This window comes from Trinickia sp. HAY1-2D, assembly GCF_056754935.1.
On the sequence record NZ_JBPGWX010000002.1, the window covers coordinates 1819593 to 1832793 of the forward strand.

The 13201-nt window shown below is 63.6% G+C and carries 12 protein-coding genes and 4 tRNA genes; 13 read left to right on the forward strand and 3 right to left on the reverse strand.

Annotation, left to right across the window (positions count from 1 at the left end):
- Positions 1 to 4: 4 nt before the first annotated feature.
- The 10 genes from ACR9ZC_RS15630 to ACR9ZC_RS15675 all read left to right on the forward strand — a co-directional run bounded on the left by ACR9ZC_RS15630 (position 5) and on the right by ACR9ZC_RS15675 (position 6877).
- A complete protein-coding gene (locus tag ACR9ZC_RS15630) occupies positions 5 to 280 on the forward strand; it encodes a hypothetical protein (RefSeq protein ID WP_481580998.1) in 276 nt (91 codons plus the stop codon).
- 92 nt (positions 281 to 372) lie between these two features.
- Positions 373 to 1620: a formyl-CoA transferase gene (frc, locus tag ACR9ZC_RS15635; protein ID WP_331572830.1), complete on the forward strand. Its 1248-nt coding sequence runs from the start codon at positions 373 to 375 to the stop codon at positions 1618 to 1620.
- A 128-nt stretch (positions 1621 to 1748) separates the two neighbouring features.
- On the forward strand, positions 1749 to 2528 hold the full coding sequence (locus tag ACR9ZC_RS15640) for a fumarylacetoacetate hydrolase family protein (RefSeq protein ID WP_481580999.1): 780 nt from the start codon (positions 1749 to 1751) through the stop codon (positions 2526 to 2528).
- 1 nt (position 2529) lies between these two features.
- Positions 2530 to 4125, forward strand: coding sequence for a Re/Si-specific NAD(P)(+) transhydrogenase subunit alpha (locus ACR9ZC_RS15645; protein WP_481581000.1), 1596 nt, complete (start codon positions 2530 to 2532; stop codon positions 4123 to 4125).
- Positions 4126 to 4138: 13 nt separating this feature from the next.
- Positions 4139 to 5530 carry an NAD(P)(+) transhydrogenase (Re/Si-specific) subunit beta gene (locus tag ACR9ZC_RS15650; RefSeq protein ID WP_481581001.1) on the forward strand — a complete coding sequence of 464 codons (1392 nt, stop codon included), beginning with the start codon at positions 4139 to 4141 and terminating at the stop codon, positions 5528 to 5530.
- A 204-nt stretch (positions 5531 to 5734) separates the two neighbouring features.
- Positions 5735 to 5810 (forward strand) — tRNA-Glu (locus tag ACR9ZC_RS15655).
- Between the two features lie 77 nt (positions 5811 to 5887).
- Positions 5888 to 5964: transfer RNA gene (locus ACR9ZC_RS15660), tRNA-Asp, on the forward strand.
- A 62-nt stretch (positions 5965 to 6026) separates the two neighbouring features.
- Positions 6027 to 6102: transfer RNA gene (locus tag ACR9ZC_RS15665), tRNA-Glu, on the forward strand.
- 77 nt (positions 6103 to 6179) lie between these two features.
- Positions 6180 to 6256: transfer RNA gene (locus tag ACR9ZC_RS15670), tRNA-Asp, on the forward strand.
- 156 nt (positions 6257 to 6412) lie between these two features.
- On the forward strand, positions 6413 to 6877 hold the full coding sequence (locus ACR9ZC_RS15675) for a GNAT family N-acetyltransferase (protein ID WP_440563483.1): 465 nt from the start codon (positions 6413 to 6415) through the stop codon (positions 6875 to 6877).
- A gap of 30 nt (positions 6878 to 6907) precedes the next feature.
- Here ACR9ZC_RS15675 and ACR9ZC_RS15680 read toward each other — a convergent pair whose 3' ends face one another.
- Entirely contained in the window at positions 6908 to 7786 is an 879-nt protein-coding gene (locus tag ACR9ZC_RS15680; RefSeq protein ID WP_481581002.1) for an AraC family transcriptional regulator, read from the reverse strand.
- 117 nt (positions 7787 to 7903) lie between these two features.
- Between ACR9ZC_RS15680 and ACR9ZC_RS15685 the strand changes: the two genes are divergently transcribed.
- Positions 7904 to 8335 (forward strand): gamma-glutamylcyclotransferase family protein, encoded by a 432-nt coding sequence (locus ACR9ZC_RS15685; RefSeq protein ID WP_481582681.1) that lies wholly within the window; start codon positions 7904 to 7906, stop codon positions 8333 to 8335.
- 44 nt (positions 8336 to 8379) lie between these two features.
- On the opposite strand, the gene aceB is transcribed toward ACR9ZC_RS15685, so the two are convergent.
- Positions 8380 to 9972 (reverse strand): malate synthase A, encoded by a 1593-nt coding sequence (gene aceB, locus ACR9ZC_RS15690; RefSeq protein WP_481581003.1) that lies wholly within the window; start codon positions 9970 to 9972, stop codon positions 8380 to 8382.
- A gap of 141 nt (positions 9973 to 10113) precedes the next feature.
- Between aceB and ACR9ZC_RS15695 the strand changes: the two genes are divergently transcribed.
- Together ACR9ZC_RS15695 and ACR9ZC_RS15700 are read left to right on the forward strand one after the other, a co-directional pair.
- Positions 10114 to 11016: a LysR family transcriptional regulator gene (locus ACR9ZC_RS15695; RefSeq protein WP_481581004.1), complete on the forward strand. Its 903-nt coding sequence runs from the start codon at positions 10114 to 10116 to the stop codon at positions 11014 to 11016.
- Positions 11017 to 11167: 151 nt separating this feature from the next.
- A complete protein-coding gene (locus ACR9ZC_RS15700) occupies positions 11168 to 11602 on the forward strand; it encodes a universal stress protein (RefSeq protein ID WP_331572731.1) in 435 nt (144 codons plus the stop codon).
- A gap of 94 nt (positions 11603 to 11696) precedes the next feature.
- Here ACR9ZC_RS15700 and aceA read toward each other — a convergent pair whose 3' ends face one another.
- Entirely contained in the window at positions 11697 to 13004 is a 1308-nt protein-coding gene (gene aceA / locus ACR9ZC_RS15705; RefSeq protein ID WP_481581005.1) for an isocitrate lyase, read from the reverse strand.
- Positions 13005 to 13201 lie beyond the last annotated feature (197 nt).

A 13201-nucleotide genomic window follows, 5' to 3' on the forward strand; every position in this document is an offset into this window, starting at 1 on the left:
CGCGATGCGGGAGAGCACAAAGAAGGGGCGTGTGATGCAGGTGGAAATACTGGGCCGGTTTCGGCTCGAGCTGTCGGCGAGGCAACTGATCGACAACGGCGGATGGACAGCCTTCGCGGCGGTGCGCGATGCGGCGGACGGCGAGCCGCAGGAGCACGTGAGCCTGCTGCCGTTTCAGCGGGTCGTCGACGATGCGGTCTTCGCGAGCGAAGCCGCCGCGCTCGCGGCGGCGCGCCGGGCCGCGATGGCGCTCGTCGTCTCGGCCGGATCGTCGCGCTGACGGACTCGCACACCGCCGACCGACTGGGGATGCGGCACCTTGCGCCATCGCAATCGGCGCTGATCGATACGAATGAATATTGGAGACAGGAAGTGGGCAAGGCATTGAAGGGGGTGCGTGTCCTCGATTTCACGCATGTGCAGTCCGGGCCAACCTGCACGCAGCTACTGGCCTGGTTTGGCGCGGACGTCATCAAGGTCGAGCGGGCAGGAGCGGGCGACGTTACGCGCGAACAACTGCGCGACATTCCCGATGCCGACAGTCTTTACTTCACGATGCTCAATCACAACAAGCGTTCGGTGACCATCGACGCGAAGCATCCCGAGGGCAAGAAAGTGCTCGAGGCATTGATCCGGAAATGCGACGTGCTCGTCGAGAACTTCGCGCCGGGCGCGCTCGAGCGCATGGGCTTCGGCTGGGAGCGCATACAGGAGTTGAATCCGCGCATGATCCTCGCTTCGGTCAAGGGCTTCGGGCCGGGACCGTACGAGGACTGCAAGGTCTATGAAAACGTCGCCCAGTGCGTGGGCGGCGCGGCATCGACTACGGGTTTCGACGATGGGCCACCCGTCGTCAGCGGAGCGCAGATCGGCGATAGCGGCACCGGGCTGCATCTCGCGCTCGGCATCGTGACGGCGCTTTACCAGCGCACCGTGACGGGCCGCGGACAGTACGTGCTGGCGGCCATGCAAGACGCTGTGCTCAATCTTTGCCGCGTGAAGCTGCGCGATCAGCAGCGCCTGGATCGCACCGGTGTGCTGCGCGAGTATCCGCAGCATCCCGCGGGCACCTTCGGTCCGGCCGTGCCGCGTGCGGGCAATGCGTCGGGCGGCGGCCAACCGGGCTGGATCCTGCGCTGCAAGAACTGGGAGTGGGATTACAACGCCTACATCTATTTCATTGCGCAGGCGCCCGTGTGGGGCAAGATCTGCAATGTCATCGGCAAGGAGGAGTGGGTCACCGATCCCGACTACGCGACCCCCGATGCGCGGTTGCCGCGACTCAAGGATATCTTCGCCGAGATCGAACGGTGGACCATGAGCAAGACCAAGGTCGAGGCGATGCAGATTCTGAACCGCTACGACATCCCGTGCGGTCCGGTGCTGTCGATGAAGGAGATCGCTGAGGACGAGTCGTTGCGCAAGACGGGCACGATCGTCGAGGTCGATCATCCGGTGCGCGGGTCGTACCTGAGCGTCGGTAACCCGATCAAGCTCTCCGACAGCCCGACCGTCGTCACGCGCTCGCCACTGCTTGGCGAGCATACGGACGAGGTCATGGCGGAGCTCGGATTTTCTGCCGATCAGATTGCGGAGCTGCGCGCGGCAGGCGCGATCTGAGCGGAACCGCACCGGCGAAATGCGGCGGCCCGCTCGGCGGGCTGCGCGTCGCGCTGCGTTGCGACGGGCGGGCATTGCATCGCATCGGCTCGCCCGACAAGCCCAATTCAACTTCAGGAGATATCCCGATGAGTTCGTGGATACGCTTTCACTCGTCCGACGGAAGCGTCGGCTTCGGTGTACTCGAAGACGATTGCGTGGCCGAGTACGAGGGCGATATGTTTGGCGCGGCTCGTGCGACCGGGTCCCGGCGGCGGCTCGAGGACGTGCGGCTCGTGAGCCCGTGCGCGCCGACCAAGGTCATCGCTTTATGGAACAACTTTTACGCGCTGGCCGAAAAGCTCGGCAAGGCGGCGCCTTCCCATCCGCTGTTTCTGATCAAGCCGCCGATGTCCGTGATCGGCCCGGCGCAGCCGATCCGGCGGCCGACCGGCTACGGCGGCAAGATCGCTTATGAGGGCGAACTCGGCATCGTGATCGGCAGACAATGCCGCGACGTGTCCGTCGACGAGGCCGCTGCCTGCATCTTCGGCTACACCTGCATCAACGATGTCACGGCTGTCGAGTTGCTCAACGAGGATCCCAACTTCGCCCAATGGTGCCGGGCGAAGGGGTTCGACACGTTCAGCTGTATCGGCCCGGCCATCCGCACCGATTTCGACTGGCGCAACGCACATGTCGTGACGCGCCTCGACGATGTCGAGCGGCAGAATTATCCGCTGGCGGACATGATTTTTTCGCCCGAGGCACAGGTGAGCATGATCTCGCACGACATGACACTGATGCCGGGCGATGTCATCGCGTGCGGCACCTCTGTCGGCGTGGGTTCCATCAAGGATGGTGCCGAGGTCAGTGTGTCGATCGAGGGCATCGGCGTCCTGTCCAACGTGCTTGGCGCGAGGGGCTGATATGGCGATGACCATTGCGGTGCCGAAAGAAGTGCATCCGGGCGAGCGGCGCGTCGCCGCCACGCCCGAGACGGTCGCACAATTGCGCAAGCTCGGCTATGAAGTGAGCGTCGAAACGGGAGCGGGTGCGGCGGCCGCGTTCGATGATGAAGCGTATCGCGCGGCGGGTGCTCGGATCGTCACCGATGCGCGCGCCCTGTGGAACGAGGCCGATGTCGTCATCAAGGTTCGGCCGCCCGCGCACCATCCGGCGCTTGGGGTCGACGAGGCCACGCTCCTCGGACCGGGCGGGACGCTGATCGGCTTTCTCTGGCCTGCGCAGCATCCCTCGCTCGTCGATGCGCTGGCCGCTCGCGGCGCCAATGCGCTCTCGATGGATTGCGTGCCGCGTATTTCGCGCGCGCAAAAGCTCGATGCGCTGAGTTCGATGGCGAACATGGCCGGCTATCGCGCGGTGATCGAAGCCGCGTATCGCTTCGGCCGGCTTTTTACCGGTCAGATCACGGCCGCGGGCAAGATGCCGCCCGCGAAAGTCATGGTCATCGGCGCCGGCGTGGCGGGTCTCGCCGCGATCGGTGCGGCGCGCGGACTCGGCGCGATCGTGCGCGCTTTCGATACGCGCCCCGAGGTCGAGCAACAGGTGCAGAGTCTCGGTGCCGAGTTTCTGACCGTCGACATCGACGAGGAGGGCAGCGGCGCAGGCGGTTACGCGAAAGAGATGAGTGCGCGCTTCATCGAAGCGGAGATGGCACTGTTCGCGGCGCAGGCCAAGGAAATCGACATCATCGTCACGACCGCGTTGATTCCGGGCAAGCCGGCACCCAAGCTGATCACCCGGCAGATGGTCGAATCGATGCGCCCCGGCAGCGTGATCGTCGATATGGCGGCCGAGCAGGGCGGCAACTGCGAGCTGACGAAGCCGGGCGAGGCCGTCGTCGAACACGGTGTGACCATCGTCGGCTATACCGATTTGCCGAGCCGCATGGCAACCCAATCGAGCCAGCTTTATGCCACCAACGTTCGGCATTTGCTGACCGATCTGACGCCGCAAAAAGACGGCACGTTGCGAATCGATATGGACGACGAGGTCGTGCGCGGCGCCACGGTGGTCCATGCGGGCAAGCTCACCTGGCCGCCGCCCGCGCCGAAGCAACCCGCCGTCGCGCTGCATCGGCCCGCGCGGGGCGCGGTACCGCATGCGGTGGCTGGGATGGCCGACAAGGGCGAAGCCGGGGCGGGCGCGCGTGCGTCGGGCGCAGCTTCGGCCGTCCTGCTGGGCATCGCCGTGCTGGCGCTTCTGGCGTTGGGCGCACTCGCCCCGCCTTCGTTCGTCTCGCATCTGACCGTGTTCGTGCTGGCCGTGTTCGTGGGCTATCAGGTCATCTGGAACGTGACGCCTGCGCTGCATACGCCGTTGATGAGCGTGACCAATGCGATCAGCGGAATCATCGTCATTGGCGCACTCCTGCAGCTCGGCACCGGCAATGCGCTCGTGACCGTGCTGGGCGGCATTGCACTCTTTGTCGCGACGATCAACATCGCTGGCGGGTTCCTGGTCACACAACGCATGCTGAAGATGTTTCAGCGCAATTCATAAGGAGTCCTGAGCGATGCTCAATGGAATCGGCAATATCGCGTATCTGGGCGCGAGCACGCTGTTCATCCTGAGCCTGCGCGGGCTCAGCAATCCGGTTAGCGCTCGGCGCGGCAATCTCTATGGGATGCTCGGCATGCTCGTCGCGATTGCCGCGACGCTCTTGATTGCGCCGGGCGTGAGCCTCGCGGTCGTGCTCGTTTGCGCGGCAGCGGGCGCCACACTGGGGGCGCTGCTCGCCAAGCGCGTCGAAATGACGCAAATGCCGCAGCTCGTGGCCGTGCTGCACAGCTTCGTGGGGCTGGCCGCCGTCGTGACGGCCGTCAACAGCTATTTGGCACCGCTCGCTGGGCTCGCGGGCGCCGCGCGCGTCATCCACGAATGCGAGATCTATCTCGGCGCGCTGATCGGGATGGTCACGTTCACAGGCTCGATCGTGGCGTTCCTGAAACTGCAAGGCACGCTCGGCGGCAAGCCGCTCATCTTGCCGGGGCGACATGCACTGAACCTCGGCATCGTGGCTGTCGCGCTTGCGCTCGGTTACCGGTTTCTCACGGCCCCGTCGGCCGATGCGGGTTTGTTCGCACTGCTGACGATGATCGTCTTTGCAGGGGCGCTGGGTGTCCACCTCGTCATGGCCATCGGCGGCGCCGACATGCCTGTCGTCGTATCGATGCTCAACAGCTATTCGGGGTGGGCCGCGGCGGCCACGGGCTTCATGCTCGATAACGATCTGCTCATCACGACGGGGGCGTTCGTGGGATCGAGCGGTGCGATTCTCAGCTACATCATGTGCCGCGCGATGAATCGGAGTTTCATCTCGGTGATTCTCGGGGGCTTCGGCACGACGAGCGCCGTGAGCAGTACACAGGCCGCCGGCGAAGTCGTGGCCGCGACGGTGGACGAAGTGGGCGCGTTGCTGCGCGACGCGTCGGATGTCATCATCGTGCCCGGCTATGGCATGGCGGTCGCGCAGGCGCAATCGACCATCAGCGAAATCACGCGCAAGCTGGCTTCGATGGGCGTGAAAGTGCGCTTCGGTATTCATCCCGTTGCCGGTCGTTTGCCGGGACATATGAACGTGCTGCTTGCCGAGGCCAAGGTCCCGTACGACATCGTGCTCGAGATGGATGAAATCAACGACGATTTCGCGCACGCCGACGTGGTGCTCGTGATTGGCGCGAACGACATCGTCAATCCCGGCGCGCTCGAAGATCCCGCCAGTCCGATCGCGGGCATGCCCGTGCTCGAAGTCTGGAAAGCGCGCACGGTCGTCGTTTCCAAGCGCAGTATGGCTTCGGGGTACGCGGGAGTCGACAATCCGCTCTTTTACAAGGACAACACACGCATGTTGTTCGGCGACGCCAAAGCCAGCGTCGATGCGTTGCTGCAAGCGCTCGCGGCCTGAAGAGAGTCCGCCGGCGCGCCCAAAAGCGCTTGCGAACAGGCAAAATGGGTGCGTATAATCGCGGGCTTCGCTCTTGCGCGAGTTGCGCTGGGCGGTGAAGAAGAAAATACTTCACAAACGCGGCACGCGAAGATAGAATGGCGATCTTCGCTTTTGACGAAAAGTCGATCGCGGCAGTAAGTCGAGCAGTAACGTGAGAATTTTGTCCCCTTCGTCTAGAGGCCTAGGACATCACCCTTTCACGGTGAGTACAGGGGTTCGAATCCCCTAGGGGACGCCAGACATCGCGGTGCAGCTGAAAAGCGCGCCGCAGCGCCAGAGACAAGACCAACACTCTGGCGTCACGATGCCAAGACTGGAGTGGTAGTTCAGTTGGTTAGAATACCGGCCTGTCACGCCGGGGGTCGCGGGTTCGAGTCCCGTCCACTCCGCCAGACAAAGCCCGTTCAGTTCATGCTTGAACGGGCTTTTTTAATAGAAGTGCAAGCTGTACGTTGTCCCCTTCGTCTAGAGGCCTAGGACATCACCCTTTCACGGTGAGTACAGGGGTTCGAATCCCCTAGGGGACGCCAAACATCGCGGTGCTGCTGAAAAGCGCGCCGCAGCGCCAGAGACAAGACCGACACTCTGGCGCCACGATGCCAAGACTGGAGTGGTAGTTCAGTCGGTTAGAATACCGGCCTGTCACGCCGGGGGTCGCGGGTTCGAGTCCCGTCCACTCCGCCAAAAATGAAGAAAGCCCGTTCGAGCATGCGTTCGAACGGGCTTTTTTTTAGCCGCTCGGCCAATCTACGGCGAGAGCGCAGCGCCGGGGAAATTCTCGGTTGCCAGCCGCGTCGCCCTGGCTTACCGTGTCTGGGATTGCTCCTCGTTCCGGCTGCGATGTTCGACCCCTCCGATGCCCCGTTGCCGTTTCATCTGCGCGAAGCCGTGCCCGACGACTTCGTCTTTGCGGAAGCGCTGACCCGTTCGAACATGAACGGTTACTACGAGCGCCATCACCTCGTCTGGCGGGCCGATCTGTTCTACGCGAGCTGGTGCGAGTCGGAGAACTTCGTTCTCGAGTCGGACGGCGAGCCGATCGGCGTGCTGCGGATGACGGAAGAGGGCGATTCGCTTCATATTCGCGACGTGCAGATCGCCGCTGACCACCGGCGTCAGGGCGCCGGCACCTTCTTGCTGAGAACTTGCCACCGATGGGCACGCGAACGCGGCTTGCAGGAACTGCAATTGCGTGTATTCGTCGATAACCCGGCCGCGCGGCTCTATCTGCGTATGGGTTACCGGAGCGCTGGCCCTCGGTTGGCGCAGTTCGGCGCAATCCGGCATATGACGCGGCGCGTCTGAGCGGCCGTTTCTCCGGCGCCAGCGTAATGCTCAGCGGTGCGACATGGCTTCGGCAGCACCCTCGATTTCGTCGTCGGCGTCCCCGGGAGGGGCCTCGGTGCGTTCATGGCCGCGCACCATGAACGCGCGCGGGCTCTCGCCGAACGCGCGCCGGAACATCGCCGAAAACGCGCTTTGGCTCTGATAACCGAGTTCGCGCGCGATCCGCGAAAGCGCGAGCCCTTGGTTGAGCAAAGGAATGGCGCGTGCAAGGACCGCTTGCTGTCGCCACTGGGAGAAGCTCATGCCGAGCTCCTGCCGAAAAAGACGCGCGATCGTGCGGGTGCTGGCGCCCACGCTCGCCGCCCAGTATTCGAGCGAATCGGTATTGCCCGGATCCGCGAGCAGCGCTTCGCATAATGCACGGAGCCGTTTTTCCCGCGGCATCGGGACCGACAGCGGCAACGGGGCAGCGCGGGCAAGCTCGTCGAGCGCGAGCGCGCCGAGCAGCTTCTCGCGAGCCGGCGCGAGATCGGCCATATCCATCGCCGCAATGACTTCGCGCAACAGACACGAGACCTCCATGACACGGCAGCTCTCGAGCCCGGCCGGAACCGCGGACTCGTCGATATAAAGCGTGCGCATGTAGGCCTCCTCGACGACGACCACTTCATGCGGTACATGCGGCGGCACCCAGATTGCTCTCGACGGCGGCACGATCCAGCTACTGCTCTCGATCGCGAGCCGCAACACGCCGCGCGGGGCGTAGGCCAGCTGTGCCCACGCGTGCATGTGCATGGTGATGCGTTCGCCGGCCGGCATGGGCCGCGAACGGACACGGATCGGATGGGCGCGCGTCGGTGCGAATTCGGGCGGAATATCGACGAAATGCACGCGTGCGGCGGGCGGTGCCAAGGCTCGTAAGGTCATGGTTGCGTTAGCATACTATCGCTCTCGGGGGACCGGCATGCATGATGCATGTCCGGCGCGAGCGGCGACCGGGCACCGGCGTATGAACGAGTAAGGCACCGGAACAGTGGGGTGGAGATGCTACACGTTTTCGTATATGGCACTTTGCGCGAAGGCGAAGTGAACGACATCGGCCAGGCCGCCGCGCGTCACGGGCTGCCGGCCCCCCGGCTCCTCGGCGCGGCTTCGGTGCAGGGGCGGCTATACGATTTCGGCAGCTATCCAGGACTTGTGCCGGACCGCGAGGCTCCCGCAGTGCGCGGCGATGTCTACGAGATCGACGATGCGCTCCTGCCGGTGCTCAACGAGATCGAGGAAGTCTATCCCGGCGTCGAGGGCCTGTTTCGCTTGCGCGAGATCGGCGCCAACGTTGCTGGACGGGAACTGCGGTGTTTGTTCTATCCGGTGGCGGCGGAGTCCGTCGCCGAGCGCTTGCCGATCCGCGCGGGCGACTGGGTCCGCTACCGCATCGCACGCGATGCGGTAGCCGAGCTCCGCTATGGCAGCTGAACTTAGCTGATAGCAAAGGTCCCGGGCGCGGCGCGATCGCCGGATCAGATTTCCTCGTAGAGCGGCAAGGTCAGGAATTCGGTGAACTGCTCCGATGTCGACATCTGCTCGAAGATCTGCGCCGCACGCTCATAAGGCGCTGCTTCCCCGTCAACGGCCTGCTTTACTTTTTCCAACTCTTGTTGCGCCAGCGCGCGGACCAGCTCGGCCGTGACCTTGCGGCCGTCGTCGAGCGTGCCCTTCGGCGAGCGGATCCATTGCCAGACCTGCGAGCGCGAGATCTCGGCGGTTGCCGCGTCTTCCATCAGGTTGTGAATCGGCACGCAGCCGTTCCCCGTGAGCCACGAACCGAGGTAATGGATGCCGACGTTGATGTTGTTGCGCAGACCCGCCTCGGTGATCGGGGCTTCGGGGCGAAAGTCGAGCAGGTCCTTGGCGGTGACCTGTACATCGTCGCGTCGTTTGCCGATCTGATTCGGCTTGTCGCCGAGCACCTTGACGAATTCTTCCATCGCGAGCGGCACGAGGCCGGGATGCGCGACCCAGCCGCCGTCGTAACCGTCGGTTGCATCGCGCGCCTTATCGGCGCGCACCCCCGCCATCGCTTTCTCGTTCGCCGCTGCGTCGCTCTTGATCGGAATCAACGCACTCATGCCGCCGATCGCGGGCGCATTGCGTCGGTGGCACGTCTTCAGCAACTGCAGCGCGTAGGCGCGCATGAACGGCACGGTCATCGTGATCTGAGCGCGGTCCGCGAGGCAAAACGCCTCGTCGTTCTTGAACTTCTTGATGGCCGAGAAGATGTAATCCCAGCGGCCGGCGTTGAGCCCCGAGCTGTGCTCGCGCAACTCGTAGAGAATTTCGTCCATCTCGAAGGCGGCGAGGATCGTTTCGATGAGCACCGTTGCCCGGATCGTCCCGCGCGCGAGTCCGATCGCTTCCTGCGCCGCGATGAAGACATCGTTCCACAGGCGCGCTTCGAGATGGCTTTCGATTTTCGGCAGGTAGAAGTAGGGGCCGCTACCTCGCGCGATCAATTCTTGTGCGTTGTGAAAGAGGTAGAGCGCGAAATCGAAGATGCCGCCCGAGACGCGCTGGCCGTCGACCTTGACGTGTTTTTCGTCGAGATGCCAGCCGCGCGGACGCACGATCAGTGTGGCGACCTTGTCGTTGAGCCGATATTGCTTGCCGTTCTGTTCGAGCGAGATCGTCCGGCGCACGGCATCCTTGAGGTTCAATTGCCCGGCGATCTGGTTGTGCCAGTTCGGGGTATTCGAATCCTCGAAGTCGGTCATATAGGCGTCCGCACCCGAGTTCAGCGCATTGATGATCATCTTGCGCTCGACCGGGCCCGTGATTTCGACACGTCGGCATGCCAGATCGTCGGGCAGCGGCGCAATGCTCCAATCGCCGTCGCGCACCGACTGCGTTTCGGCCAGGAAGTCGGGACGCTCCCCCGCGTCCAGCCGCCGCGTGCGCGCCGCGCGCCGCTCGAGCAATTCGCGCCGGCGCGGCTCGAACCGACGATGCAGCTTCGCGACGAGCTCAAGCGCGTCGGGGCTCAGGATGGTTTCGAAACCGGGCTCGATCGGGCCGGTGATCTCCATGCCTTGCGGCAGCGACAACGTGTTCGCCATGTGTTTCTCCTTGGTCGGTCAAATGGCAAAATCGCTCATTCTATTGGTGATGATTTGGTATAAAAAAGCGTCTGGAAGTTAATTGATCTTTGACTTTTTGATACATAATCTGCGGTTGTTCGAATCTCTACATCCCCGGTCATGGCGCGCTTCAAGCAAATCGAGACCTTCGTCGCCGTGGCGGCGAAAGGCAGTCTTTCCGCGGCCGCCCAGGCCGAAGGCGTGGCGCCCGCCGTCATCGGGCGCCGGCTCGACGCACTCGAAGAGCGGCTCGGCGTGAGGCTTGTCGTGCGGACGACGCGCAAACTGACGCTCACGTTCGAGGGGGCGGCGTTTCTCGAGGATTGTCAGCGGATCGTCGGCGATCTCGCGGATGCGGAGGCGAGCGTGTCGGCCGGCGGCGTCAAGGCGAGCGGCCATCTGCGCGTATCGGCACCGGCCGGCTTTGGCCGCAAGCACGTGGCGCCGCTCGTGCCCGAGTTCGCGGCGGCTCATCCCGACGTTTCCGTCACGCTCGACCTGTCGGATCGGCTCGTCGATCTCGTGAACGAGGGCTTCGACTGCGCCGTGCGGCTCGGGGACCTGTCCGACTCCTCGCTCGTCTCGCTCAAGCTCGGCGAAAACCGGCGCGTCTGTGTGGCCGCGCCCGCCTATCTCGCGCGTCACGGCGCGCCGGATACGCTCGCCGCGCTTGCGAGCCACAACTGCCTCACGCTGGCGGCGAACGCGAACCAGCAGCGAGTCTGGACCTTCCAGCAGGCGGGCGAGGTCGTGTCGATCAAGGTCGGCGGCTCGGTGGAGTGCTCCGATGGCGCGGTCCTGCATGAGTGGTGCCTCGCCGGCCACGGGCTCGCCTGGCGCTCCTGGTGGGAGGTCGGTGGCGATATCGCGGCGGGGCGCCTCGTCACGGTGCTCGACCGCTTCGCGGCGCCGCCCATCGGCATTCAGGCGGTGTTCGCGCAACGGCGGCATTTGCCGCTGCGCGTCCGTCTTTTCCTCGATTTCCTCAAGCACACCTACGCTCAGCCCGGCTACTGGCAATAGTGTCAGGCGGGTTTTCGATATGCGGACTGTCCCGTAGCCGCGCGAAAGCGGTGCGGTGCGGGCACTACAATCGACTTCAGGCACCCGGCGCAAGGCGCGCAAAAGACGCTGCGGGTGTCCCTGCGCGATGTCGCCAGTATTGGAGAGGGCCATGTTCAAGCACATCCTGGTTCCGACCGACGGTTCGGACTTGTCGCAAAAAGCGATCGACGGGGCGATCGATCTTGCGCGAACGGTCGGTGCGCGGGTGACTGCCTACACCTGCTTGCCGCAGTACCCGTATTCGCCCTACGCCGAGGTGGTGATCGAGCCGCCTGAAGACTTTCAGTCCCGCAGCGAGCGCGAAGCGCGCGTGCTTCTGCACGAGATCGAAGCGGCTGCCGAGCGCGTCGGAGTGAGCTGCAGGAGCGAGACGAGCGCGCATCCTTCTCCGTATCTCGGGATCATCGATGCGGCCGAGCGCGGCGGCTGCGACGTCATTTTCATGGCGTCGCATGGGCGCCGTGGGCTGGGCAGTCTCCTGATCGGTAGCGAGACGCAGCGCGTGCTCACGCACACCACGATTCCCGTGATCGTCTATCGCTGAGCCGGCGTCCGGCGCGTCGGCGTTGCCGGGCCAGAGGTTCGGCTGCGCCGGGCCGTTGGGCCGCGGCGCAGCGACTGCGACTTGCCGACCTGCTTTAAGCGACCTTCTTGCTATCGAAGAACTGTTCGTCTTCGGTCGAGCCGTGCAACGCCGTCGTCGACGCGTCGCTTTCGACCGTTTGCGTGACGGCATCGAAGTAGCCGGTGCCGACTTCGCGCTGATGCTTGACCGCCGTAAAGCCCTTCTCGGCCGCTTCGAATTCGGCTTGCTGCAACTCGACGAAGGCGCTCATCTGCGTGCGGGCATAGCCGTGCGCGAGGTGGAACATCGAGTAGTTCAGCGCATGGAAGCCGGCGAGCGTGATGAACTGGAACTTGTAGCCCATCGCACCCAGTTCCTTCTGGAACTTGGCAATCGTCGCGTCGTCGAGATTCTTCTTCCAGTTGAACGACGGGGAGCAGTTGTACGACAGCAGCTTGTCGGGGAAGACCTTGTGGATCGCTTCGGCGAATTTCTTGGCGTATTCGAGGTCCGGCTTGCCAGTCTCGCACCAGATCATATCGGCGTAGGGCGCATAGGCCAGGCCGCGCGACACGGCTTGCGCCAGGCCCGGCTTCGTCCTGTAAAAACCCTCCACAGTCCGCTCACCGGTCAGAAACGGGCGGTCGTTTTCGTCGATATCCGAGGTCACGAGATCCGCCGCTTCGGCGTCGGTGCGCGCGATGAGAACGGTCGGCACCCCGCATACGTCCGCCGCGAGCCGCGCCGCGGTCAGCTTGGCAATGTTTTCGCGCGTCGGCACGAGCACTTTACCGCCCATGTGGCCACATTTCTTGACCGAAGCGAGCTGGTCCTCGAAATGCACGCCGGCGGCGCCCGCCTCGATCATGGCTTTCATGAGCTCGAATGCGTTGAGCACGCCGCCGAAACCGGCTTCGGCATCCGCAACGATCGGCGCGAAGAAATCGATATAGCCTTCATCGCCGGGATTCTTGCCCTCGGACCATTGGATCTGGTCTGCGCGCGACAACGTATTGTTGATGCGCTTCACTACGAGCGGCACCGAATTGGCGGGGTAGAGCGACTGATCGGGATACATCTCGCCGGCAACGTTCGCGTCGCCGGCCACCTGCCAGCCCGACAGATAAATCGCTCTCAGGCCGGCTTTGATCTGCTGCATGGCTTGATTGCCCGTCAGCGCGCCGAGCGCATTGACGAACGGTTCGGTATTGACGCCCTTCCAGAGCTTTTCGGCTCCCACGCGGGCGAGCGTATGTTCCGCTTGCAGGGAGCCGCGCAGACGGACGACATCTTCGGCGGTATAGCTGCGCTTGATGCCTTTCCAGCGTGCGTCCGTTTCCCACTGGCGTTGAAGTTCCTGAGCCTGCTGCTGACGTGACATGGTGTGCTCCTGGTTTGCGTATGAGGGAAAAACCGATTCATCTGCCGCGTGCCACCGACGTGGCGAAGTCTTATATAAGAGTCTAGGCAAACCCAATACTTAGCAACAGCCATGCTACCCGCTTTTTTGGACAAAAATTCTATTTAATTATCAAATGGTTACGTCAATATATCACGATGTGAAAGATGGTTTTCTAT